21 protein-coding genes are annotated in these 26770 nt (G+C 36.5%); 8 read left to right on the plus strand and 13 right to left on the minus strand.

Translation table 11 applies throughout. The features are described 5' to 3' along the window. The 5 genes from IX38_RS17130 to IX38_RS17150 all read right to left on the minus strand — a co-directional run. Positions 1–1572 (minus strand): glycoside hydrolase family 3 protein (locus IX38_RS17130; RefSeq protein ID WP_034707051.1); only part of this gene is annotated, 1572 nt, incomplete at its 3' end. Positions 1573–2007: 435 nt separating this feature from the next. Next, positions 2008–2886: an alpha/beta hydrolase gene (locus tag IX38_RS17135; protein ID WP_034707053.1), complete on the minus strand. Its 879-nt coding sequence runs from the start codon at positions 2884–2886 to the stop codon at positions 2008–2010. 284 nt (positions 2887–3170) lie between these two features. Then, entirely contained in the window at positions 3171–4337 is a 1167-nt protein-coding gene (locus IX38_RS17140) for an esterase (RefSeq protein WP_034707056.1), read from the minus strand. Between the two features lie 94 nt (positions 4338–4431). Continuing rightward, positions 4432–6723 carry a glycoside hydrolase family 3 protein gene (locus IX38_RS17145; RefSeq protein WP_034707059.1) on the minus strand — a complete coding sequence of 764 codons (2292 nt, stop codon included), beginning with the start codon at positions 6721–6723 and terminating at the stop codon, positions 4432–4434. 9 nt (positions 6724–6732) lie between these two features. Then, positions 6733–9000 carry a porin family protein gene (locus tag IX38_RS17150; protein ID WP_034707061.1) on the minus strand — a complete coding sequence of 756 codons (2268 nt, stop codon included), beginning with the start codon at positions 8998–9000 and terminating at the stop codon, positions 6733–6735. 436 nt (positions 9001–9436) lie between these two features. On the opposite strand from IX38_RS17150, the gene IX38_RS17155 reads away from it, so the two are divergent. The 4 genes from IX38_RS17155 (at position 9437) to IX38_RS17170 (ending at position 12728) form a co-directional block, all read left to right on the plus strand. After that, the gene (locus IX38_RS17155) at positions 9437–10186 is read left to right on the plus strand and encodes an NUDIX hydrolase (RefSeq protein WP_034707062.1); all 750 of its coding nucleotides are present in this window, start codon (positions 9437–9439) and stop codon (positions 10184–10186) included. Between the two features lie 371 nt (positions 10187–10557). After that, complete coding sequence (locus IX38_RS17160) at positions 10558–11148, plus strand: Crp/Fnr family transcriptional regulator (RefSeq protein WP_034707064.1); 591 nt, start codon at positions 10558–10560, stop codon at positions 11146–11148. Between the two features lie 100 nt (positions 11149–11248). After that, complete coding sequence (locus IX38_RS17165) at positions 11249–11998, plus strand: SDR family oxidoreductase (protein ID WP_034707067.1); 750 nt, start codon at positions 11249–11251, stop codon at positions 11996–11998. 196 nt (positions 11999–12194) lie between these two features. After that, positions 12195–12728 carry an SRPBCC family protein gene (locus IX38_RS17170; RefSeq protein ID WP_034707069.1) on the plus strand — a complete coding sequence of 178 codons (534 nt, stop codon included), beginning with the start codon at positions 12195–12197 and terminating at the stop codon, positions 12726–12728. A gap of 207 nt (positions 12729–12935) precedes the next feature. On the opposite strand, the gene IX38_RS17175 is transcribed toward IX38_RS17170, so the two are convergent. Next, complete coding sequence (locus IX38_RS17175; protein WP_034707071.1) at positions 12936–13622, minus strand: CPBP family glutamic-type intramembrane protease; 687 nt, start codon at positions 13620–13622, stop codon at positions 12936–12938. 201 nt (positions 13623–13823) lie between these two features. Next, positions 13824–16199 (minus strand): outer membrane beta-barrel family protein, encoded by a 2376-nt coding sequence (locus IX38_RS17180; protein WP_034707072.1) that lies wholly within the window; start codon positions 16197–16199, stop codon positions 13824–13826. A gap of 442 nt (positions 16200–16641) precedes the next feature. Here IX38_RS17180 and IX38_RS17185 point away from each other — a divergent pair, with 442 nt between their 5' ends. Both IX38_RS17185 and IX38_RS17190 read left to right on the plus strand, forming a co-directional pair. Continuing rightward, positions 16642–17415 (plus strand): SDR family NAD(P)-dependent oxidoreductase, encoded by a 774-nt coding sequence (locus IX38_RS17185; protein ID WP_034707074.1) that lies wholly within the window; start codon positions 16642–16644, stop codon positions 17413–17415. A 65-nt stretch (positions 17416–17480) separates the two neighbouring features. Continuing rightward, positions 17481–18401, plus strand: a complete 921-nt coding sequence (locus IX38_RS17190; RefSeq protein WP_034707075.1) for a helix-turn-helix domain-containing protein — start codon at positions 17481–17483, stop codon at positions 18399–18401. Positions 18402–18872: 471 nt separating this feature from the next. On the opposite strand, the gene IX38_RS17195 is transcribed toward IX38_RS17190, so the two are convergent. The 6 genes from IX38_RS17195 to IX38_RS17215 all read right to left on the minus strand — a co-directional run bounded on the left by IX38_RS17195 (position 18873) and on the right by IX38_RS17215 (position 25063). Continuing rightward, positions 18873–20642, minus strand: a complete 1770-nt coding sequence (locus tag IX38_RS17195; RefSeq protein WP_034707078.1) for a S41 family peptidase — start codon at positions 20640–20642, stop codon at positions 18873–18875. Positions 20643–21516: 874 nt separating this feature from the next. Beyond that, entirely contained in the window at positions 21517–22203 is a 687-nt protein-coding gene (locus tag IX38_RS17200) for a hypothetical protein (RefSeq protein ID WP_131368699.1), read from the minus strand. A gap of 34 nt (positions 22204–22237) precedes the next feature. Beyond that, positions 22238–22867 carry a hypothetical protein gene (locus tag IX38_RS17205; protein WP_131368700.1) on the minus strand — a complete coding sequence of 210 codons (630 nt, stop codon included), beginning with the start codon at positions 22865–22867 and terminating at the stop codon, positions 22238–22240. Further along, the gene (locus tag IX38_RS17210) at positions 22864–23472 is read right to left on the minus strand and encodes a YfcZ/YiiS family protein (protein ID WP_228377988.1); all 609 of its coding nucleotides are present in this window, start codon (positions 23470–23472) and stop codon (positions 22864–22866) included. Before IX38_RS17210 ends, IX38_RS17205 begins: the two co-directional genes overlap by 4 nt. A 239-nt stretch (positions 23473–23711) precedes the next feature. Continuing rightward, positions 23712–23858 (minus strand): hypothetical protein, encoded by a 147-nt coding sequence (locus IX38_RS23050; protein ID WP_165570746.1) that lies wholly within the window; start codon positions 23856–23858, stop codon positions 23712–23714. A gap of 125 nt (positions 23859–23983) precedes the next feature. Then, on the minus strand, positions 23984–25063 hold the full coding sequence (locus IX38_RS17215) for a serine hydrolase domain-containing protein (RefSeq protein ID WP_084680312.1): 1080 nt from the start codon (positions 25061–25063) through the stop codon (positions 23984–23986). Positions 25064–25641: 578 nt separating this feature from the next. On the opposite strand from IX38_RS17215, the gene IX38_RS17220 reads away from it, so the two are divergent. Further along, complete coding sequence (locus IX38_RS17220; protein ID WP_034707088.1) at positions 25642–26103, plus strand: hypothetical protein; 462 nt, start codon at positions 25642–25644, stop codon at positions 26101–26103. Between the two features lie 33 nt (positions 26104–26136). Further along, the gene (locus tag IX38_RS17225) at positions 26137–26721 is read left to right on the plus strand and encodes a DUF7822 domain-containing protein (protein WP_034707089.1); all 585 of its coding nucleotides are present in this window, start codon (positions 26137–26139) and stop codon (positions 26719–26721) included. The last annotated feature ends 49 nt before the right edge of the window (positions 26722–26770 follow it).

A 26770-nucleotide genomic window follows, 5' to 3' on the forward strand; every position in this document is an offset into this window, starting at 1 on the left:
CTCTGAAGTTTCTGCTTTTTTGGCGATGAATGCATCGTCCATTTTCAATTCCGGAAGTCTTTCCGGCAATGCCAGAATTCCTCTTGCTTTTCTTCTTTCTTTTTCTGCTACAACTTCTTTCTCAGCGTGAGGCTTGTAGAGATCTACAAGTTCTTTGTCTAATTTGTAACCTGCCGCATTTAATCCTTCTAATAATGAAACCGTGTGTTTGTTGTTCACACTTCCGCTTCCTGTTCCGCCAGTAATCCAGGCGTAAGATGTCACTCCGAATAATGAAACTTCTTTCTGCTTATCTGCAAAAGGTAAAGCGTTTTTATCATTTTTAAGCAAAACCATTCCTTCTGTTGCAGCGTTTCTCGTTACTTCTGCATTTTGAGTCAGGTTCGGTTTATTACTGTATTTATATTGCGCAAAAGTTGGTGTTTTGAAAACATATTCCAAAATTCTTTTCACATTAAGATTCGCCACTTCCTGAGATAATTTCCCTGAATCCAAAGCAGCCAGCAATACTTTTTTCTGAGCAGGAATTCCGGGCATCAAAAGGTCGTTTCCGGCATTCATTTGTTTTACGACATCAGAAATTCCGCCATCTCTAATGGATTCAAATCCAGGAAAACCTCCGAACCAGTCGGTCATCACGATTCCTTTGAAACCCCATTCGTTTCTCAAAACCTGAGTCAGCAAATCTTCAGAATCTGAAGTATAAACACCGTTTAGCTTATTGTAAGAGGACATTACCGTCCAGGGCTGAGATTCTTTAACCGCTATTTCAAAATTTCTCAAATACAATTCTCTCATTGCCCGTTCGGAAACGTGTGCATTGATGGTCAAACGGTTGCTTTCTTCATTATTTGCAGCGAAATGTTTGATTGAAGTTCCAACACCTTGAGACTGAATTCCGTTCACGATGGCAGCGGCAGTTTTTCCTGAAATTAAAGGATCTTCAGAATAATATTCGAAATTTCTTCCGTTCAATGGGTTTCGGTGAATATTCAAAGCCGGAGCTAATAAAACGTCAACGCCATATTCTTTTACTTCATTTCCCATTGCTTTTCCCACCTGCTCCAATAACGTCTTGTTCCAGGTTGAAGCTAAAGCGGTTCCCACCGGAAATGCCGTTGCATAATACGTTTTTGAATCATTTTCTCTGGTTGGTGCAATTCTCAACCCTGCAGGTCCGTCCGCAACAATCGTAGCAGGAATTCCGAATCTTTCAAAAGAATCGGTTCCGCCGGCAGCTCCGGGAACCAAACCTTGTTTTGAATCTCCGATAGGTCCTGTCAGAACTTCTATTCCGGGCATTCCGGTTCCAATCAGAAGATTTACTTTTTCTGCATTGGTCATTTGTTTGATGATGGCATCAATTCTTTTATCAACTGAAAGTCTGGTATCTTCCCAAATGTCTAATTTCCCGTTTTTGTTTAAATCTTTAAACGTTTTTCCGTCAACCGTAACATTTTGATCTTTAGTTTGAGCATTCGCAAAAGGCGATGCTGCCAGTAATGCCAGAAATAATCCTGAATATTTTGCTTTCTGAGAAAGTCTGATCAATGTAGATACATTCTTCTTCATATGTAATATTTTATTATTTAATTTGAATGAATTTTTAAAACCACAAAAGGCACAAATGCTTTTAACATTAATTTTAAGCATTGTTATCTGATAAAAACTAAAATATAATTAACAGGTCGCTCCTCTGGAGCTTTAATTACAAAAAACAATTACTTCCTATTATCAGTTAGCTCCTAATGGAGCTGTATTTAGTCCAATCGGGACTTACTGTTAATAGAAAAAATGTAGTGCCAAAACAAAGCTCCATCGGAGCGGCCTGTTGATTTATCCTATAAACATTGAGTTCGTCAATTTTTTACAATTTTTATCGCTCAACAATTAATTTTAAGCTTAAAAACTTTGAAAATAAAAGAACACAACAGTTTAAAATCCAAGATTTTCGTTTTGTGAGCTTTAGTGACTTTTGTGGTGAAAATTTGTAGTTTGTATTAAGGTTTATAAGAACTTATGAAACTTCAGCCAGTCAAGATAAACATCTGACCATTTGTCAACGGGTAAATTCTGAACGCCCATTCCAAAACCGTGACCGCCTTTTTCATAGATATGAAGTTCTGCAGGTTGTCCCGCTCCTAACCATTTGCTGTAAAGCAGCACAGATTTAGGAGCCAGCTTTAACTGGTCGTCACTCGCTGCGCAAATGAATAATGGTAATGGTGTTGAAGGAATCTGAGTGTCTAAAATCTCCTGACTTGGTCCGCCATAGATTGAGGCTGCAAAATTTGGTATTGTGGAAGCATCTTTGCTGTGAAGAACGCTTTCCAGAATCACACTTGCACCAGCTGAAAATCCTATTACACCCAACTTTTCAGGATTGATATTCATTTCTTTTGCGTGGGTTCTGATGTATGAAATTGATGTCTTGATGTCTTCTCCTGCCATTACTTTGATAGGCGCTGTTCTCTCATCAAACGATTTTCTGTCTTTGATGCTTTCCATCATTTCTTTCGCAGGGTCATTGGATTTTGTTTCCAGTAATCTGTATTTTAAAACAACTGCTGTAATTCCGTTTGCAGCTAATTTTTTAGCGACATCAACTCCTTCTCTATTGATTGATAAACTCTGGAAACCACCACCCGGAGCAACAATAACAACAGTTCCATTGGCTTTTGCTTTATCGGCTTCAAAGACTAAAATGGAAGGTTGCGTTACATTGAAAACAACTTCTGTTTTGAACAGTTCATTGAATTGATGCGCTTCTTTCTGCGTCCAGTTTTCTGTTCCCGGCGCTTTTCCTTTGTATAACGGAACTGATTTTTGAGCGTTGATCGTGCTTAATCCTAAAAGGAATGCACTTGCTATGATTAATTTTTTCATTTTGATATTGTTTTGATTTTGATATTATTTTAATTTTTTAACGCAAAGAACGCAAGGTTTTTTTATGCAATTCGACGTTTTTAAGTTCGCAAAGGCGTTTCACTCAGCTAAGAAATACTATTTTTAAGCCCACTTTTAAAACAGAGAATTTCACGCAGCCCGACTTGAGTGGAGCTCTTTTTGTGATTGCGATTGCTGAAAAGTTCAACTTATGGAGTAACTTCTTCGCAATGACAAAAAAGCGGGAACGGAAGGCGGATAAAGCTGCCCTAATAATTAATATTTTACTTGAATAACTGTGGTACAAATTCATTTAGATACGTTCTCCAGTTGCTCCAGGTGTGGCCGCCTTCAGATTCTACATATTGATATTTGAAGTTCATTTTATTGAGTTTCTGACGGTATTCTTCAACATTTTTGTACAGGAAATCCGTTTTTCCTATTCCTATCCAATAAAGTTTGTAGGAATTGGTCTGCTGTGTTTTCAGTTTTGAATCAAGATTTTGATAAACCGCACTTTTCTTTTCGTCTGGCGGAAGAATGGCAGGAGAAAATAATCCAACATAATCAAAGGTTTTCGGCTGATTGGCAGAAATATACAGCGAATGAAAACCTCCCATCGAAAGTCCGGCAACTGCTCTGTTTTTCGCATCGTTTTTTGTACGGTAATTCGATTCTGTGAAGTCCATAATTTCCTTGAAATAACTTTCCATATCTCCGGAGAAAATATCGGGCGTTCTCATATCGATTTTATAAAGACCTTTCGAAGATTCGCCCGGTGCAGCGGAATTGCTGGTGTGACCGTTTGGCATTACAACAATCATTGGTTTTGCTTTTCCCTGAGCAATCAAATTGTCCAAAATCTGCGATGCGCGTCCCAAAGTCATCCACGCATCTTCGTCCCCACCCATTCCGTGTAAAAGGTATAAAACCGGGAATTTTTCTTTTGAATTTTCGTAACCTGGCGGTGTGTAAACAGTTAATCTACGGTCTTCTTTCAACCCTTTGGAAGCGTACCATCTTTTGGAAACTGTTCCGTGAGGCACATTCTGAACTTTATAATTTTCAGATTGTTTTCCATCGACCAAAAGCATACTCATCACCGACGAAACATCGCGAACCTGATAAGCATTGTTCGGGTCGTTGGCTTTCACACCATCAACAACGAATGAATATGTGTAAAGGTCAGGCGTGAAATCTGTTTGTGTAAAACTCCAGACGCCGTTTGCATCTTTCTGTAAGTCAACAGAACCCGGCTCCATTCCTTTTGACGGAAACCAGTTTCCCTGAAGCTTTACGGTTTTTGCATCGGGTGCTAAAAGTTGGAATTTCACATTCTTACCATTGACTTCTGGAGAAACCAAATTTTTCTTTCCGCTGAAATCAAGGCTTTCCTGGCCAAACATCAATGAACCAAGCATTAATGAGTAAAAAGTGTATCTGATTTTCATAAATATAATGTTTTTATTAATGATTTAAAAAGAAATGAGACCGAACAAGATGCCCAGTCTCAAGACATCAATTAATCAATTTTATGATGAACTATTACTTATGATATTTTTGAGTTCTGGCATCTTTTATCACTCCGGACCAGTTCATTCCGTATCCGAAATCATAAGAATGACCTTCTGAATCCTTGTGCGGAACCATATCATACGGAACATCTTCTTTCTGGGTTTCCACCGTTTTCATATCTGCCGGCATCTGAAGCGGAAGCAATCCTGAAGGTTCATATTTCCCTGCAATAATATCTACAACTGCCTGATTTGATACATTGAAATTCATTAAGATTGCATCTGCGTGATTTTCAAATTCGTTAAAAACCATCGGCTTGGAAGTCGTTACAGAAACGATAACAGGTTTTCCGTTCATTACCCTGTATGTATTCTGAATCGTTAAAAGATCTGTAGAATTGGTAACGGTTGTTGTTTTGTTTTTAAATGTTCTGTCGTGAACAGTTGGCGCAACAACAGGATCTCCCGCTGCGATGCTTTTTTCTCTCGCTTCGGTTGCTGTGTACGTTTTGTACTGTAAAGAAATCGGAACATAACCGTTTCCACCTTCTTTGGCGTCGATGTCGCTGTAACCACCTTCTTCACTGTGCGGACTTTGTACGAAAACAATTGCAAAATCAGCCTTCGTTGGGTCTTCGGTAATGTTGTAATGTTTTTTTACTATTTCCAAATCTACCGGAGATTTCAAAGAGGGTTCGGTGTAAATTCCCCACCAGTTGAACGTCGCCGGAGAATATCTCTTCGGAATGTAAACCGTTTTTCTTTCTTTAATGGGAAGAATATTGGCCTTGTTTTTCAATAGTACTATAGACTTAACCTGAGCATCGTAACCTGCTTTCATAAATTCAGGGTTACCAACGATTTTCTTGGTTTCATCTGTATTGACGTAAGGATTTTCAAACAATCCTGTTCTGAAGAAATTTCTCAACAGACGAACGGCTGACTGTTCAAATTTTGCACGATACGCTTTTTCCCCGTGTTCTTTTACACCCATTTGATAAGCTTCCAGAACAGGGCCTTTGTCATTATTTCCTCCAAATTGGTCAACGCCTGCTTCCAAAACTTTATAATGACGCTCTGCAATGGACATTTTTTCTACGCCCCAGGGTTTTCCCGCAAATCCTCCCGGAGTTTTCGGTTCATCGGATGTAATCAGCCAATCGGTGCAAACAACGCCGTCATAACCGTATTTTCCACGCAGTAAATCTGTAATTAAGTATTTACTGAAACCGTTTCCTACATTTTCTCCATTTTTGGTATCCTGATTGAAACTAATGGTATAATAAGGCATTACGGCTGCGGCTTCTTTAGTTCCTCCATTTAATTTGAAAGCGCCTTCAGTAAAAGGTTTTACGTGATTCTGGAAATTATTTCCCGGATACACTGCGTATTTTCCCATCGCCCAGTGACCATCACGTCCACCCTCTTCCGGTCCGCCTCCCGGCCAGTGTTTTACCATTGCATTTACGCTTTTGGTTCCCCATCCGTTTTTATTTCCGATGGTTGTCTGGAAACCGTCAATGTAACCTCTCGCCATATCTGCCGTCAATTCCGGGCTTTCACTGAAAACGTAAGCAATTCTGTACCAACGAGGCTCTGTTCCTAAGTCAATTTGCGGAGATAAAGCCGTTGAAATTCCTAATGCTCTGTATTCTTGAGCGGCGATGTTTCCGAATTTTTTAACCAATTCAGGATCGAAAGTTGCGCCCATTGCCAAACCGTCCGGCCAAAGAGAAATCTGTCCACCTGCTCCTTCATTAAATTCTGCTGTTACGGTTGCAGAATGTCTCGGATCTGTACTGTTGTTGGCAGGAATTCCTAATCCCAAACCTTCAATGTAAGCCTGGATGTTGTTGCTCCATTTTGCGGCAATTTCCGGAGATTTTACCGTTGTTACCAAAACGTGGCGAAGATTATCTTCTTTAAGGAATTTTTTCTGCTGGTCTGTTAAATCAAAAGCTTTTGCACCGCTTTCTTTGTAGAACATTCCGTTGTATTTTCCTGCTCTGAAACCGTCTGCCGGAGCAGGAACCGATTGATGTCCGCTGTACAACATCAGTCCTGCAATCTGCTCTACCGACATTTTTGAAGCTAAATCTTTTGCTCTTTCCTCAACAGAAAGTCTCCAATCTTCATATTTATCGAGCTTTCCGTTTTTATTTAAATCTTTAAATTTATTTCCGCCAACGGTCAGGATTTTCACGCCGGAATCTGCAGAATACCCCAAAACCGGACCTTTGGAATTGGTCACGGTCTGGATATTTTGTGAAAATACAGTTACCCCAAGAAATAAAGCGGCGATATTGAATACTGATTTTTTCATTTTTAAATTTTAGAAATTAAAGCTTACGGATAGTTGTCCTGTCAATGGCATAATGTAAGTTCCTGTCAACAGTTTTCCGTAGTACGGACTTGCATCGGTAATCAATTCGGCACCGTTGATGGTTCCGCTTGCTCCTCTTTGGTTCAGGAAGTTGATAACTGTTGCACCAAGGTTGATGTTTTTGTTCACAGTATAACTTACACCACCGAAAGTTTCCCATCTTGGTGCGAAGTACAGAGCATTGGTAAGATTCGCATATTGTTTTGAGAAATATCTGAAACTTGCCCAGAATCTCCATTTATCAACAGAATAACTTGGGTCAATTTCCATTAAAACTTTAGCAACACCCAATACATTATTATCACTATAGTTGTAGTCTTTTCCGAAAGCACTGAAATTAAATTTCTTGTAAACCGGATTCTGGAAAGTCACCAAATAATGAAGATTAAAGCCTTTAAATGGTTTTAAGACAAAATCTGTTGTCCATCCCAAAGTCTGAATATCATAATAAACAGTGGTATTCTGTGCCTGTGAAGTGTTCAAAGGATTTACCAGGTTGTATCTGTTCAGGTTGTTGTTCTTTTTAAGATATGTTGCCTGAGAGATCAACTGGATATAATCTGTATTCCAGAATATTCCCAATGCGCCCAACGGGCTTTTGATCTTGTTGGTATTGGGTTCGAATGCCTGAGAATAACTTTCCAGTCTTCTGTTTTCCTCCGTATATAAGAAGTTAGCAATTACTCCAAAGTTTTTGCTGATATTATAAGTAGCGTTCAAACTTCCTGCGACTTGGAAAAAGCTTTTATTGATCTGAGTAAACTGGTTTGGATCTGTAAAATTAAATCCAACTGTTCTGGGTGTTAAAGAAAATTCGCCATCAATGCTGTGATTTCTTAAATGCAAACCATAGCTCAGATTAAAGTTATCTGTTACTTTCCATTCGTCTGTTCCGTACACTGAAACTTTATTCTCTGTTCCGCTGTGGAATTCTCCGCCTGCATTATAGTTGTAGAATCCGTCAGAATCTGTATTTGGACCAATCAATCTCTGAGGTTGCGCACCCACAGTCTGGAAGAAGAAAGAACGGTTTGAAGTGAATTTATCGACATTATAATATTGCTCCAAAACACCAAAAGTAACGTTGTGATTACCCAGTTGTTTGTTTAGTGTAAAACGTCCTGCAATACTGGTAATCGGTGTTTCCGGAGTATGCATTGCCAACTGTGTTCCCACTGCTCCTGAATAAGCCTGACCGTTTGAAGCCAAAGTATACCCTGCAGATGAATCAGCATTGAAGATACTCAAAGGAATAATTGTCGACATTTTTACTTTGGAGAAATGCGCTCTTGTTGAGAATTTGAAATTCCAGCCGTTATTCAGAAGATAATTCCCGAAAATATCGATATTATGCGCACTGGATCTGTTATCATTTCCTGCCATAGAAGCCCAATAGCTCTGTCCTGTCAGAATATCTTTCATTTTAATCTGTCCGTCATTCACGACATAAGAATCTCTACCGATCTTGAAGTTATCAAGTTCCGTCACTTTTCCGTTTTCGCCATACTGGAAAACAGCGTAGTTTCCTACGTTATAAGAATCTGAATATTTATATAAAATGGAGATCTTACCTTTGTTATCATCAAAATATTTGGTAACTCCAGCTCGGAAAATCTTGGTCTCATCTACATTTCTGGCAAAACCAAGCTTAAAAGTACTTGGATCATAGTTTGCAAAAGCACCAAGCGTGTAAGTCCAGCCATTTTTTGAAATTGGTCCGGAAACATTAACATCGCCTTGCAGCCATCCAAAAGTACTGGTTGTGAATTTTCCTTTTAATTTCAGATCTTTGGTTCCCGTTTGAGAATAAGAATTAACCGCAAAACCAAGGTCTCCCATTGTATTTGCAAGCTGGTCCATTTTTAAAAGTCCTGTTTTTTCCAGACCTACACTTTGTCGCCAGGTTTTATTAGGAAGTTCCGGCCAGAAGAAATAAACTGCGGGTAAGTCGTTTTCCAGAATGGTAATTCCGCCGACTGTTGATGGCAAGCCGATATTCACGTCTCTTGGGCTTGTGTTATTAGCTGCGTTCAACATTACGTTTCTGTTGTTGTCTTCTTTGGAAGAAGTGGTCACGGTTTTTACGCCTTCTTCTGTTTTTGTAGCTGCATTCACAGCATTCTTTACTGCAAGCGTGTCTGTTTTTTCCTGCCCGTAAACCAATGCAAAGGAAAGCATCAATCCTAAAGCTGAAATTTTAAGTGTGGATTTTCTCATTTCAAGTTATATATTTTTAATTTTTCTTTAAAGGTTTCAGAAATTTTGACACAAGTTGATACCTCCCTCTAAAAAATCAGACGGCAAAAACAGATGAAAAAACGTGTTAAATTTTGCTTACAGAAACTGAAGATTAATAATTTATCCCTACGCTAATTAAAGCTCCAGTCTATTGCTTCAATACGAAGCATTACAATAGTACATTCTTTATTTTAATTGAACAAATAAATATTAACAAAATTTAATAATCTATACAAATACTTGAATATCAATAAAATAATTTCAACAATAAACAAACAATATCATTGATTCCATAAGAAACAATGAAAAATAAACTGTTAAATGTTCTCCAAAAAGCCACCCGATTTCTTAAAATTTGCTTTTCGTCATTTTTTTTATTAATATTTTTGTAACATTGATCCCCAGAAATTGAATAATGGACTCTAAAGAATTAATTTTACAAAGATCGAATGAAGCAAAAGAGATCTACATACCCCATCTATCCGCAGATCCTGTGATTTTTGGTTTTGACCAGAATGAGTTGAAAGTTCTTCTGCTACGGATGAATTACAGACACCAATGGTTTTTGCCGGGAGGTTATGTAAGAAAGGATGAAGATCTGGATGATGCTGTTGTGAGAATTTTGAAAGAAAGAGCCGGAGTCAATGCTGTTTATCTGGAGGAATTTGGTGTGTTTGGCAAAAAAAACAGAAGTGAAGCTTATTTTGAAGACTTTGACGAGACATTATTCCATAAGCAGAGATTTGTTACAGTTGGTTATTATGCTTTATACAATCCTTCGAAGATTAATCTAACTGTAGATGAGTATAGTGATAGCTGTGAATGGATCAATGTGAGCCAGCTTTCAGAAATAGAAATGGCAATGGATCACAAGGAAATTGCAGAAAAGGCATTACAGACTTTAAGAGAAAAAATCTCCATCAAGCCAATTGGTTTCAATCTTTTACCCGAAAAATTCACGCTTCCGGAACTTCAGAAATTATACGAAGCAATCCTGGGAAAAGAGCTTAACAGAGGCAATTTTTATCGAAAAATAAAGAATCTGGGAATCCTGAAAAAACTTGATGAACAAAGAAAAGGCGGCGCTCACAAAGCACCGGATCTTTATTCTTTTGATGAAGAAATTTATAACCAAGCACTGGAAAACGGTCTGATAAGCTGGTAATATTTCTTGATTTTCAGATCTGATTAAAAAGCCAATAGTTTTAAAAATTAAAGAAATTTAGGAAACTCTTTGATCGAAAAATTATTATTCAACTTTTAATAATAGTAAAAACTGAAGCGCGTGACCTCAGCTTCTGTGATAAAAATCTGCTCATATTTTTCTGTAACCACATTGCGTGTACAGCTCCGATCTGAGTCAGTAAACCAAGCAAATCAGGTTGTTCTACTTCTTCTATCCCATTTTTGCTTTGTAGAACTTTCCTTGGGAATGCCGTCTACTATTACCAACCATGCAAATTCTTCGATTAGGAATCTCCGGTTAACTACAATAAATTAAGTATATTTGGATCGTATTTTTAATTTTTGCCTTAGATGACAAACCAGGAAAAAATAGCTTCTTATGTAGAGAAATTTGTTCGTTTGACCGATAATGAAAAAATTGAATTTACAGGCAGATTCAAAGAAATCAGAATAAAAAAAAGACAGTTTATTGTTCAGCCTGGCTTTGTCCCAAAGTGCAGATATTTCGTAATTAAAGGTGCTCTGAGAGCTTATGTTATCGGTGACGAAGGCAAAGACCACACGATTCAGTTTGCTGTAGAAGATTGGTGGATTTCGGATTACGACAGCTACATACATCAACAACCTGCAAGTATGTTTGTTGTTGCCCTGGAGGATTGCATTCTTATGCAAATCAGTTTTGAGGATGAACAAACATTAAAGGCACTCAATCATAAATTCGAAACATTCTTTAGATATAAGGCCGAACTTGCAACAGCGTTTACGCAGAGAAGACTCATTACCAATCTCACCAAGTCAGCAAAAGAGCGCTATGATATTTTTATTGAAAGCTTTCCGGAATTGATACAACGTGTTCCACAGTACGCTTTAGCTTCCTATTTGGGCATTACGACCCAGTTCCTGTCAAAAATACGGAATCAAAAAACGCAAAAGTTAATCTAGTTTCACTTCTTTTCTTCTTCTAGTTGATTTTTAAATTCCAGGAATCAACCCACTTTTGTATTGTCAATTCTGACAAATAACAATTGATCTAAAAATTAGAATGGAAAGATTAAAAAACAAAGTAGCTGTTATTACGGGTGGTAATAGCGGTATGGGTTTAGCCACTGCAAAATTATTTACTGCGGAAGGTGCCAAAGTGGCAATAACCGGCCGCAATGAAGTAACCTTAGAAGAAGCCGTTTCAGAAATAGGACATCATGCAATGGGCGTTAAAGCAAATGTATTAAACTTAAAAAGTATTGATGATGCTTATGCTGAAATTGCAGCCAGGCATGGTAAATTTGATGTATTAATTATCAACGCCGGAGTTTATAAAGGTCTTCCGTTAGCTGATTTTACAGAAGAACTATTTGATGAACTCGTTGATATTAATTTTAAGGGGGCTTTCTTCTCCGTTCAAAAGGCTCTGCCATTTTTAAATGATGGTGCATCTGTTGTAATGACCTCTTCGGTTTCAAGTGAAAGCGGAACGGCAACAGCTTCTGTTTATGGCGCAACAAAAGCAGCTATACGCTCTTTAGCCCGCGGTTTTGCTGCTGACCTGTTAGAAAGGAATATACGGGTTAATGTTCTTTCTCCGGGGCCTGTTGAAACCCCTATTTTTGACCGGTTAGGAATGCCTGAGGACAATGTAAACGGAATCAAACAATATCTTGCGAGCGGAGTGCCTTTAAAACGCCTGGGTACTATTGATGAAATGGCAAAAGGCTTTTTATACCTGGCAAGTGACGATTCATCTTTTATGTTAGCCGGAGAACTTGTACTTGATGGGGGAATCGGACAGCTATAAGTTTTAAAGATAATACAAACATAATGCTTGCCTATATGTTGATATCGGTACACGTTTTATTTTATTCCTGCAGTTCTACATTCACGGAGAAGCCGGTATTTCCCTGCTGATAACAACAAGATTTTCAAAACAGCGGTAATTCAGCCAGTTTCATCAGAGCATTAAGGTTAAGTTATCCACAAATAATCATTAAAAAATGGTACGAAAAATTTTATATATCACCATTGCAGTCCTGGTTGCTGTCACTACCCTGATAGCCGGCTTAGAGATTTTCAGTTCTTACCCCAATGAGGCTATAGTTTATAACACTGAAGCCCCGGTGCAATCGGTAAAATCGGTGATTGTTCATGCAAGCGCTAAAAAAACCTGGACCATAATGAGCGATGTTAATCAATGGGAAACCTGGGAAAGTGATAATAAAAACCCCGTTTTAAAAGGAGCTTTTAAGTCCGGCAACTCATTTACCTGGAAGTCTAACGGCCTATCCATTCATTCCACTATCAAAATAGCTGAACCTTATTCAAAAATCGCCTGGTCCGGACCTGCATTCGGGTGCTTTGCAATTCATATCTGGACTTTTACACAGCTTCCAAATGGAAACACAAGGGTTGATGTCAGAGAAAGTATGGAAGGCTGGCTGGTTAGCGTAATGACGCATACATTCCAAACAGGTCTCGATGCATCGCTTGATAAATGGTTGTCGGCACTCAAGAGCAGAGCGGAAAAATAGTTATCCATTCCGGTAATTGACTGGCCAACCTTAATTCCTGATTTATTATAAATAATACCTGACAATCAATCTTTCAGAAGCCATTTAGACAAAGCAGACACCCGTTTATTTGCTGTCAATAACTTATACATGATTTATAATGAAACCAGCAATTATGCGTTAAGTTACAACCTAAAATTAATACACTAATTGCCGGCACTTTATATATTAAAAACCTAGTACCAAGTCCCATATAAAATGCAGAAGAATTGCAAAGATGAGACCTGAACGCATTCTAACAAAACTAAAAATTAATGCACTCAACAATTGAGAAATAATTAATGGTAAGTTAACTAAGTCAAGATTGTTGTGATTAAAGAAATGGATAAAGGCAAACAAAACAGCACTTGCAATAATGATCATATGCTGATGATTGTCCCAGAAAACACTCATCTTCACAGTATTTTTTTTAGCAAAAAATAATGATATTGTAAAAATACAAATCACTAATATTCCCATTTCCATTAATCCCTGCGGTTCAAAAACCATATTATGATAATATAATTTTTTAAAATAAATACCTGATATCCCTGCTACTGAAATTGAAAAGAATAATGGGTTAAACTTTTTTAAGAAACCCCTGAAAGAAAATTCTTCTAAGACAGCAACCATAGCAAATAAAATCACAGGATTGTATAATAACTGCAAATTTTCATTTGGAAGATCAGCTTTCAGTCCAAAATAATGTATCAGAATCAGACTTATAACTAAAGTGACCAGCCCTACAAATATGATCTGAAGGATCAATAAACTGAATGTTATTTTGAATTTAGAAATTATATTATTTTCTTCTTGTAAAAAAAGAGGTTTTTTCATAAATTGAAAAAACTCTATCCATTGTGCTATTATTTTCATTTTGGTGTAATTTATTTTTTAATATTCTAAGATTACCTTATTTATATTTCTTAGATTTTTGTTTTCAACAAAAAAGTACACCCGAAGAAAAAAATGAACCTGGGAATAATTTCAATTGATCTACTAAGCCTCAGTTTTTTAATGATAGCTGAATTTAGAAATAACGATAAAATTCCATCAGCTATGGTATCTGAATTCACATTAGCTACCTCCTCCTGCTCTGCTGGATTCCTCAAATTTTACCTGCTTGGTGGCACCTTTCACATTATTGTTTCCGAATTTGTAAGTGACGGAAAGATAAACATTCCGGGTAATGCCTTTGGAATAATATTCTACATTATAATTCGGATAATATTCTGTCCCTTTTGAGCGGTTGGTATTGAGTAAATCATTTACATAAAGATTGATCATCAGATTTTTCTGCATCAGATTCAGTTTCACACCGGAATAGGCGGAGAAATTACCGTTGAAATAAGTATTTCCGCTTCTGTTAGGAATGTTGCTCCACAATCCGAGCATTAAAGTGACGGTTTTTTCTTTGTTTAAGAAGAAATTATTGTCGAGATTAAAATTAGCTCCATATCCTGCGGGTGCTGCAACCGCAGATGCGTCATAAGATTTTGATTTCGCATAAAAGCCATTGACGAAAATATTAGATTCCAGCCATTTCAGTTTATTGTAATTGTATGAAATGTTGATTCCCGCCTGATCTTCATTATAAAAATTCTTCACGATGCTGTATTTCTGCGAGCCTTCAACCACCTGAATTCTGTCTGAATTATTTTTGTTGTAATTGTAGTAAGCCGTGATGTTGAAGTTGCTTTTTAACACATAGCCAAACTCAAGATTATCCGAGAACGACGGTAATAAATAAGGATTTCCTGTTTTGTATTCAAACTCTGAAATAATGTATTTAAAAGGATTTAAATTTCCAAAATACGGCCTGCTGATTCTTCTTGAGTAATTGACTGAAAAAGTATTGTTATCATTAGCTTTATAACTCAGATATGCCGTCGGGAAAAATTTTCCGTATTTGATATTATTTGTAACATTATCGTTGACAGATACACCTTCCAAATTTGTGTATTCATATCTTAATCCCGCTTTTGCATTCCATTTTTCATTGATTTTAAAATTGGTTGAAACATAAGCAGCATAGTTTTGCTCGTTATAAAAAAAGTCGTTGCTTCTTGCTGTATTTCTAACGTTCTGACCGTTTTCAATATCAAAAAAGTTGAAGTAAGAATTATTTTTTATACTGGTATATTTCAGCCCAGCTTCAGTTTTTATTTTTGCGAAATTCTTTTCCAGATCCGCCTGCCCGGAGTAGATTTTATACTGACTGATCGGATTGACGAAAGACGAAGTTGTAACACCGGTAACCGTATTGTAAAGGTTTTTTGCATTGGCATCATTCAGCATTACATTGGCAGAAAGGCTTAGTTTACTTCCTAAGGTATCCAGTTTTACATCATAAAACGCTGTGGCATTGTGCACCTTTCTAATATTCCTGTTTTCTGAATCAGAATAAAATTCCTGTGGAATATTATCAGATTGTCTTCGGGTATAACTCTGAGCTTTTTCTATTGGATTACTGTAAGAATAATTATAATTGATCCCAACCAGGTTTTTCTCATTGATTTTGTACTCTCCTTTTACATTTCCGCCTTTATAACGGTAATTATTTGAGCCTTTGCTCTCGGTATTCCAATAATCTGTATTTCCTTTTCCTGTAAGATAATTGTAGGCTCTTTCATCCCAATAATTGTCACCTAAAGACAGGTTGGTAGTAACAGATAATTTCTCACCCTGATAATTGAAGCTTGCTCCGCTTCTTGTAGAAACCACAGGTAGGTTCCAGTAATATCTCCCGGAAGTCTGCAAAGATCCGTTCCATCCGAGGCTTGTATTCTTTTTTAATACAATGTTGATCAATCCGCTTTTCCCTTCCGCTTCATATTTTGCAGGCGGCGTGGTGATCACCTCAATTTTTGCAATATCATCTGAACGCAAAGTTTTGAGATAATTAATCATTTCCTGACCAGATAAATTAAGCAGCCTGTCGTTCACCATAATGGCAACATTACTTCTTCCTGCAATAGAAATTGCATCATCAGTTGCGCGAACCATCGGTGTTTTTGCTAAAGCTTCCACAGCATCAATCCCTTGTGAAGCAACAGAATTCTCTACATTGAAAACCAGGCGGTCTACTTTTCTTTCAAAAAGCTTTTTCTTTACAGTCATGGTTACACCCTCGATTTTTTGCTCTGCAGGTGCTTTTTCTTCTTTGATTTCTATATTTTTAAGAAGATTTCCTTTTACCGTAATATTCTCTGTATTGGTAGTAATACCATCCTTGATGATTTGAAGGATATAATTTCCATCTTCTTTCAGGGGAATTTTAAACTTTCCTTGCTCGTCGGTAATTGCTGAGAATTTTGAGTTTGCTTTGGTTACAAGAATCTCAGTATCAGCAGAGGGTTTTTGAGATGTGTTGGTGATGGTACCTTCAATACTTTGTGCAGAGAGAAATCCTGATGAGGCAAGTGCAAAAAGAATAACGATCTTTTTATTCATGTATATTATTTACTTATTAGACAACTGTATGAAGTGAAACATTACAGCATAGAGGGAGACATTTTTAATACCGTTGATTTTGTATGAGGTTAATTTTAATTTTCATCATTCAAAATCAGAAGCAGCTGCTTACGAATCGCTATGGTTTTAAAATAAATTGAATTATTATTTTGATGCGCCAAAGGTATAGGGTAAAAATCAATCCTAAAATGGTTAATAGTAACCATTTTAGGTTTAATCTGATTTCTATTAAGTATAGGACCTATTTGATTATATACAAAATTTTCTTTGTATAACTACATTGCTTACCTATCCAGACAAATCATTTTTTGGCTAAAAGAAAGACTATCCTCAATACGGCTTCAACTAATCTCGATTTGGCTACAAGCCTCACAGCTTTAATGTCCACCTTTGCTGTATTAAAATTAAATCAATTCAAATTATGCAGACAAATGAAAATAAAGCAGCATTGGTATCCGGTGCTAATACAGGAGTAGGCTTTCAAATCGCTAAAGCCCTTGCCGATAACGGTTATACAGTCTATGTAGGTTCCCGTGACCTTCAAAAAGGGGAAACTGCCGCTGCGGAAATTGGTAGTAATGCAAAAGCTATTCAGCTGGATATTACAGATTCAGAATCAATTAATTCAGCAGTTAAAGCAATAGAAAGTGAATCGGGATATCTGACTTTGCTGGTCAATAATGCCGCCATTTCACACGCCGGCACTTCCGGACGAACAATGGAGGAAGTATTGGGAGCGCAACGTGCAAGCATTGTCCCTATTGATGAGTTAAAAACTGTTTGGGAGACGAATGTATTCGGTACTTTAGCAGTCACACAGGCCTTTTTGCCATTATTGCACAAAGCCCCTGCTGCGCGTATCGTAACCGTTTCGAGTGCATTAGGTTCCCTTGGAATCAATTCAAATCCTGATAACCCTTACCGTTCAGCGTTCGATGCAGCTTACGGGGCTTCTAAAACAGCACTCAACGGGATATTTCTTTCTCTTGCGATAGACCTGGAAAACACCAACATTAAAGTCCATCTTGTAAGTCCCGGTTTTACAGCGACGGCACTTAATAATTTTCAGGGAACAGATACCGTGGAAGAAGGATCAAAGGAACCGATAAGAGTGGCTCTTTCCGAAGATCTCCCAACCGGAAGTTTTACAGGGCCTGCCAATTTTAGCGGAACGGATAACATTCTTCCCTGGTAAGATTTAATCAGCTTGACAAACCTATGACCGCAGTTTGTCATAGGTTTTTTTAATACATTTATAAGATGAAAAATAAAGACGATAAATTGATCCGTTTTGTATCCATATCGGAAAGTCACCAGGCTTTTGGCTTGCCCGCACCGCAACATCCGCTGATCAGCCTGATTCATTTTAACGAAATCAATCCGTTCAATACCGAGATGGCGCCGATCTACAATGTAGTGAGTTTTTATAAAATAACTTTCATCACCAAAAACAGCGGAAGGCTGAAATACGGACAGGATTACTACGATTTCAATGAAGGCAGTATGCTGTTTTTAGCCCCTAATCAATTGGTGGGAAGTACTGATTATAACAGCAAAACCTATTGTTATATACTGCTCATCCATCCCGATTTTTTATTGGGTCATCCTTTAGCGAAAAAGATAAAACAATATGGATATTTTTCCTACTCGTCCAATGAAGCGTTGCATCTATCCGACACAGAAAAGGAAATCATCCTTTCCGTTTATCAAATTATGGAAAAGGAGCTGAACAGCCGTGTAGATGAGTTCAGCCAGGAAGTAGTGATTGCACAGATAGAACTCATGCTCAGCTATGTCAACCGGTTTTACAAACGTCAGTTTATTACCCGTAAAGCAGTCAATAATGATATTCTGCAAAAGACAGAAACCCTTCTGGATGATTATCTCAACAGTCAGGAATCCCTGCATCAAGGTGTTCCTACAGTGCAATATCTTTCCAAGCAGCTCCATATTTCGCCAGGTTACTTAAGCGATATGCTGCGCTCCCTTATCGGTAAAAATGCACAGCAATATATCCACGAAAAGCTCATTGAAAAAGCAAAAGAGAAATTGACAACCACCGGATTGACCATAAGCGAAATTGCGTACGAACTGGGTTTTGAACATCCGCAATCTTTCAGCAAACTGTTTAAAACAAAAACCAATGTTTCTCCTTTGGAGTTTCGGCAATCCTTTAATTAGTAAGGTTAGCATCAAGAGAATACATCTGCAACGTCAAATCCTATACTCAATGAGACGATCAAGTGATTTTGATAAATTAAAAGACTTTAAATTTTAAAGATCAATTTGTCCGTGGTTTAAAATATTCTGGCCTTTGTATTTTAATTTGCTAATTATTGGTTTCTGAGATATGCTTTATACATTGGTAGCATCTTTAAGGTTGGATCAGGCAATTGACGCAAAATATATTTTTAAACACTTCTATCTTAAGGAAGATTATAGATACATGTAATATACATAGCATAAAATGTCTAAGCTCAATAAAGGAGTTTATACCTCTGATAAAATAATAATCATTTAGTAAGTCTATTTAAATTATACGTGTTTGTAGATTTCGTTCATAACGCATAAATTTTACTTCTCGTAGGCTGATTCCAGCAGTTCGAGAAAATTATCATTATCAAAATAAAACTTATTATGAGTATGACCCAATTATTGATTGATCCATTTAAGTGCCTCTTTCAATTGTGTGTCTTCACCTTTGGCCACATCTTCTATGATGGGATAAACTATCTTATTAATCTTAACACCCTTGCGCTGAGCCTGGGTACCATTGGGGTAAAAAATAGCATTGCCGGAAAACGGAAATTTGTAGCCGCCAGGTAAAATAATCTCTTTATCATCGCCATCTGCACCAGCGCTTTGACTACCGATGGTAATGGCATCAGGGAACATGTGCTGTAAGAACATGGTATAATACTCGGCAGCGCTTAGAGTTTCGCCATCTACCAGGATTGCAATTTTTGCATTAATAGCACGCTTGCCTGGCTTTGCTGTTGGCGGATAATACTCTACAATGTCTGTTATTTGTTTATACATGCCAATGTGCTGCTTATCCAACATATAATATTTTGAATAGAAGTTATTGTCTTTTCCAAAAGTATTGTACATTAGGTAATAGAACCCACCCCAATCAGGGTAACTGCGCATATCTAAAATGATGCCTTTTTGCTTCCCGGCTAAAGTAAAAATAGAATCCATTGCAGTTTTCAGTTTGTCTTCGGCCAGGTTGTCAAGAAAGCTTCTTGTTTGATTAGCCCTGAAGATTACTACGCCCGGTGCCGCATATTCAAGTTTAGCTTCCAATTTACTTCTGTCTAGTTTTTCATTAAGATAATCCGACAATTTTTTGAAGTCGTCCTGTTTGCTCACCCATTCAACATCAACTTGTCTGGTATTCCCGGTACGGGTCAACGACAGTCTGGTATGCAAGCTCTCCGTTGGAAAGAGCAGATTATCATAGTATCGGCTTAAACGCGAATGCAGTGCATTAGGATTTGAAGCAGAGAGGTATTCGCCAATAAAGTCCACCCGTTTGCTTACTGGTTTATCGTTAATATGGGTGATTAAATCGCCTACTTCAATATCTGCTTGTTTGCACAATTCCGGGATGATAACCCTGGTAACCACTACTTTGGTACCATTGTCTACTAATTGATAATCAAAAGGTGGGTAAAACTTTACATTCAGAATGGTCTTCCAATTTTTCATCTCCTTATAAAAGCGAAGGGCATGCGTATCATTTAAGGTGGCTACAAGTTTGAGTAATTGTGTTTCATAGGCCAGGCGCGTATCAGCCTTAACAAACAGAGGTATGGCGCCCATAGAAATCTTATCCCAATTAGCATCCATCAAGTATTTGTGCGGGAATAAATAATCAACCCCAGCAGAAATTTTAGCCAAAGCAAGCATGCGATGGGAATAGGGTACAGAGGCGGAATCCGGTAATGCGTAAGGCTTTTCGTGAGGAATCTCCGTAGAGAAATGCCTAGGAGTATAATAGTAATGGTTATTATCCACAAAACGATGATTATAAATATACTGTAGTTTGGCGCGCGTACCAGCTTGTAAAAAGGTGTCTTTAGTAAACCAATTATGGTTTACATTTTGGGTCATCTCGGACTCCGTGTATTTTGCAGGGGCAAGTTTGAAGTTTTGCCCAATGTTTAAGTTGTCGATTATTTTGGAGAGTATGGTGTCCAGTTGTTTTGCGTTCTGTGCTTTATCTACAACTGCAAAATTATTTAAGAAAATACTATCAGCATCAATGCTGCCAGATGCCAACGCCGGATGATAATATTTTAAAAAGCCCCAGGTTTTAAAATAATAATATTTGACTTTTGTTTGCTCAGTGCCCTGCGCAAAGGTAAGGACAGTAAATAATGAGCAAATAATTGTTAGCTGGAAATATTTTAAGCACATAAGATTTATGGATTTATCTAATTGTTTTACTGCAAAAATATGATTATATCATCAATAAAAAGGTATACATTCCGCTATTATTATACATAATAGGCAAGCTTTAATGTCTGCGGATGTTAAAAATTGATTTCCTCATTTAACAAGATCAACAAAAGACGACCGAGTTGTGAGACGTGGAATGAATAATGTAAAACTTTACTTCTCTGAAAATAGAGGTAGATTATTTCCTGTACATTTGACAAGGAAAGAGGCGAGAAAAAAATCCCATAAACTCTTAAGAATATCTATCATCAATTATAATTTTTGGATTACAAGTCACCGCCTCATTTTTTAAATAGGTCTTTTGGGTCAGATTTCCATGGACATGGTAAATGATGTTTAATCCCATTAACCATTTGAATGGTTATACTGCAATCCTGTCTGCTTTTTGTAAAATTGAATCTTTTAAAATGCATACTTTTATATCAGCAAATGCATACTCAGGTTGTTTAAGGAATTAAAAAACTTCACTTTATCCTGGTAAATGATAAAAGAAGGTAACCATTGTTCGGCAAAAGGGCGAGAGGTTCCCTGTTCAACAAATATTGATGATTCCTTTTCGCTCAATTCATTAACAGTAGTTATATACGCTTTAAAGAATTTAAATAGCTATTTTCATCACTGAAAGTAAAATACAATAAAATGAACAGTCCTGCCCAAATCAATATAATACACGTCATGAATATGGCTAAATTCCAAAGCTTACGCATAGTAATTTTTTCAAGATCAGTTCCTTCATCTTTTAACACAATTTAATCAGAAGATCTAAAGTTTGTGATATTTCTTTAGCGAAGTAACTTGATAGTGGTGCAAAGCCTCTCTGCGTTTTTTAGTTTTATTTTACATAATTTTTCAGATAAAATGAATCTGCGCCATCGTCTTTTTCCCTTTCATCCACAAAATCTCTATACGTGTATTTTTTTCCTTTATGCTCAGGCTTATTTTTCTCCTGAAGATAATCTCCGTAATATTGAAAGCCTCCTGAAATAAAATAGTCGTTCAGCAGTTGATCTCCGTGAGCTACAACATACAAATTACAGGATTTGAATTTTTCATTATTGTATATTCCTGTATTGTTGGTCTCCAACAGGTAAAGCTTATTCCCGGCATTCCATACCCTGTACGAAAATTCCTGATCACGGTAGTAAAAATCGGTTTTTCCGAACTTCTTTTCCAACAGTTTCTCAAATTCCTCCGCTTTTTTAGTTGTTCTTATTTCAAGCCTGTAAGCATTCACCTGATTGGTTGTCCTGTTCGCGTAAAAAGACACATAATTGGTGGATAATATAGAGGTATCCTGCTTGTTCAGGGTGCCCGAAAAGGAAAGTCCGGAGAATTGCAGCAAAGCAGAATCAGTACTGTTGTAAACAATAACACCTGAAAGATCACTGTTTTTATCGAGTTCATATTTTTTCTCAATAACCGATATATCTACCGGAAAGGATAATTTGTCAAGATCAAAACTATTGGTCTGACAGGATATCAGTAACGGAAAAATGATTAAAATGATGATACTTTTCATTATATATATTTGTTTTGACATGACGACTCGGTCTTTAATATAATTCTTTATCTGAAAATTTAAAATCCTGTATTTTGGGCAAAGGCCTTATTAAAACTCTTTTTTTTCTAACTTTCAATGCTTTGTCTGAACCGGATATTTCATCCGTTTCTGTTCTGATCCCTGTCACCAAGTTAAATTCAGTTTCTGTAAAAATCGTATTTTCGTCAGTATATCCTTTTGTAGCATTATTGGTTAACTTTTTCACATTAATCAGTTCAAAATTGCCATCGTTATATTTGAAATCGTACGTGATATTTCCACTTTTAATTTCGCTCCACATTTGTAAAATCCCTTTTTCAATAAAGAAATCGGGAATCTGATATCCGTTAAATTCCCCTTGTTTTTCAGCAGGATACTGAGGTTCGATGATTTTAGTTGAAGATACATCCAAATTTAATTTTCCATTGGGCTGAGACAGGAAAATTTGTAGCCTTAAAGGTCTTGTTTTGTCTACCGTATCCATTTTTACCGTTATCTTATCCATTTTACGATCATTATTCAAATCTCCCTTTTCTTCTCTGACCTGATAGGTATAATTGTCTTTATCTTTACTACTTTGGGCAAATAAGTCCGTTGGGAATGAAATTAAAATGAACATAGAGTATAGATAAATGTTTTTCATTTCGTTTGGTTTTGGTCATTTTTTTTAATTTCACTTAAGAGTTTGTCAAGAAAACTTTGCTGTTGTGTATCTTCCTTAAAAAAACGCTGATAGGTCACACCGCAATCTGAAACATCGACAATGTTTTTTGTATCAAAAGTCCAGTCATCAGTATTTTTGACCAAAACCCCTAATTCCCCACAACTTTCCCACATTTCTGAAAATTTAGTTTTTTTGCCATCAGGTAGCTGATTAAAATCTGCATTGACCGAAAATCCGCTCATTTCAGGATTGAAAAATTTTGTGATCATATACACAGGCACACCACCCCAATCGATCGTTTTTCCTTTTGGCAGCTCTATACCGGTAAGCTTTTTTTCATTCATTATTCTGTCTTGCTGCCCTTCCCTGAAAAACTGTTCTTCATAAGTCAGTTTTGTTCCTTTAGGCAGTACTATTTTTTTGACTGTCACAGGTTCGGTTGTAATAAAATAAGGGTAATCCGGTGCCCTGCTTCCATTTGGGTTTCCCATACTGCTCAATGCATCAAGCAGAAGGATGTATCCTCCCGCTAATGAAATGATGAACAATAAAATCCCTATGATAATGTAATTTTTTTTTCTCATTAGACTTTTCCTGATGTGACTGACATTGGTTATCCTTTTTAGATTACCAATCACTACAATTTCAGTAATTGCAGTCAGGCTAATTTACTTTATTTTTATAACATTGTGGCAGTAATGAAGACTGGACAGTTGCTGCCAATCATATTACAAATATCCTTTCACGAATCTCTACCCAATTTATCAGCATATTTTGCAATGAATCTCTTATCATTTTATTTCTTTTTTGGGTATAACAGAATTTATCCAATCCACGGCAAATTGATGAACTTCATCGATCCTGTCAGCTTTCGAGCTGCTCCCATCAACAGCCTGATCTTGAAAATAATGATTGCTATCAGGGTATAGTCTTCGTATGGAATCAACGTACTAAATAACACGTATAACATTTTTCACCAATAAAGATTTATTACTACAAATGATGGTGCTTCCTACAAAAAGCATAATCCAATAAATGAAGTTCAACCTTCAAATGTATATATTAAACCTCAATTTTTGCAAATATTAATCAGCATCAGTCTTTTACTTTGAAATATATTTTGTTGGCTAAGTTCATCAAATCTGCGGTGTCTGTATTACAAATAATGATCAAAATTTTATCAAAGTTTTTATCTGCAATTATTTCGGAATTAAAACCATCAATATTGCCACTTCTTCTGTAAACATTTTGTTTTTCATCGAAATAAAAACCAAATGTCGGCATTCCTGAAAGCCAATCTATATAATCATTAGTTTGTGGCTTTAGAAGAAATTGAAGTTTTGATTTTTCAGATATTAGTTTGTTATCTTTTAAAGCAAGCAAAAGTTTATACAGGTCATCGGTATTTGAATAAATTGCACCTGCTCCATAATAATTCGAAATGTACCTCATGTCATTAAACAGAGGTGCGCCTTTTACGCCTTCTCCGAATGAATAATTATGATATCCGTATGCTAAATTCTTAATAACTTCATTTTCATTGACAAATCCTGTATTTTCCATTTTTAGCGGAGTGATAATCAAATCCATCACAGATTTCGAAAATTCTTTTTTAGTAATGTTTTCAATTGCTTTGGATAAAAGTATAAAGTCTACATTGTTGTAATTAAATTTCAAAGTATCATTTGAAGATTTATGTACAAAATTGTTGATGTAATCGTCAATCGAATATTTATTTATAACGGCTTTAATAGGCTCATTTTCTAACCTGGAGTAATGCGTTAATAAATCACGGATTGTTATATCCTTACAATTTTCAGGAAGATCTGGAATAAACTTCCCAATTTTGTCATTAAAGCCAATTAATCCTTTTTCCTGAAGTTGCAAAATTGCGATTGAGGTAAAGAGTTTTGTTATGGAAGCGATTGGAAAACGGGACTTATTATTTATTTCCACATCAAATTGCATATTGGAAAACCCCTTATTTATTTTTACAAATTGTTTTCCGTCCTTGTACAGAACTGTTCCGTTAAAATGCCCATTATCATATTCATTGTTTATTATTTTGTGAATGTCGCTCTGTCCCAATAGGATTAAGGGAAGAAATAAAAAGATTGACAGAAAATGTTTCATATACTGTTCTTGCCGATTGTAGGTTTGCCTTTGTACCATCATTTTAGCACTCAGAATCAGACTCCTGAATCGCTGCGATTTTAAGAAGTCTATTACTTTAACGATCAAATATATACTTTATAAGCCAATCAAAAAATGGTTATTAGTAACCAATGTTCATTTCTATTTCTACCTTGGCAGTATGCTGTATTAAATGTTATCCGGGGCTTTCCTAAGATGGTCTATCCCAAAATAAATTCAACTAATACCATTTATATGAGTTATGTTTAAAAATTACCTGATAAAGTATAAGCCGGATGAAATTTTCTATCATTATTGCAGAGCAAAATTTTCTCACTCCGTCCGATATGAAAATATGGATAAACATTGGCGTGAAACTTGGATAAAGTAAAATGGAGGCAACTCCAAATTTGAAAAACATAATAGATCTTGTCAAATCGGAATTTCCTGAATTAGCCAATCAAATCGTATGGGGAATTATCTGGTATTTGATAATCACACCAATATAGATTTATTGAAAAAAGAAATTTGGAGACGGCACTTCAAAATCATTTAACAGTGCTTATAGGCAAGAAAAACAAAATATATAGGAATATTTCCGAAATCAAAAAATTAAAAATATGGGATATAATATCGCAGGATTACTCATCAAAGGTAAAACTGATCAAAAGATCATCGAAGATCTTATAGGCAGCAGGATTATTTTTTCTGAGGAAACAGTTTTTGAAGATATAAGCAGTTTCCGGGAAGATCATACGATTGATATCTTACAAACCCAGACGGGAACGCTGATATTTACAGAATTCGGCACTTTGTATGATATTTCCAACTTTGACGGAGAAATTATACAGTTCATTATTTCTGACATTTCAGATACTTATTACTTTGAAAAATTTATCCGTGGAAAGCTTGAAAGGAAATACATCAGTTCACAGGGAGAGATCTCAGAAGATGAAGGAACCGGCATTATAAAAGAGGACGAGGACCTGATAGATCTGATCTGGCAGCAGACGGATGATTTTCTTCAAAACAATTTTACGGAAACTATGTTCGATCTTAAGTTTAAAAGATATCAACTCTAACTTTTATCTGTAAAAGATTAATAACTCAAAATTATGGCCAACAGAAGCTTTATTTATACCACAGATGATCATCAGCAAAATCCAGTTGATGCTTCCGGACTTTCTGAATATGAAAATGAGGTTCACCCTTTATATTTGTTGATGGTGGCCGGCGAAAGCCAGATGATCTTATCAAATGTTATTGAAGAAGCTGATAAGACTGCAATTTGCGGCAGCTTTGAAGAAGGAAAAGAATTAGTTCTCAAATTTTTAGAATTGGTATCAATATATGACGAGTCATACCGGATTGATTCATTTATGGATTTTGTTGAAGAGACGAAAGAAGTATTGAATCAACGAAAGGCTAAATATGTTATCCTGGAAAATTTTGAAATAGTACAATTAAGCGGCACCAATTTCGTTCCCGACACTTTTCGAGAATTAAAGGAAATCAAACAAGAAGTTGAAGAATTATACGCGAAACACCTGGCTGGAAACCTTAGCGCAGAAGACATCCAGGGGTCAGGATTTTATAATGATTTTGATGACACCTGCATAGAATGGGGAGAAATCGACCGTCAGGATATTGATTGGACAGACTTTTGGAACGAAACTCTATATCATAATCTTCAAAAATGATAATAAAGTAATATTTTTCCCAGGTAAACAAAGGTGAATGGAAACCTAT

Source organism: Chryseobacterium luteum (assembly GCF_000737785.1).
GTDB lineage: Bacteria > Bacteroidota > Bacteroidia > Flavobacteriales > Weeksellaceae > Chryseobacterium > Chryseobacterium luteum.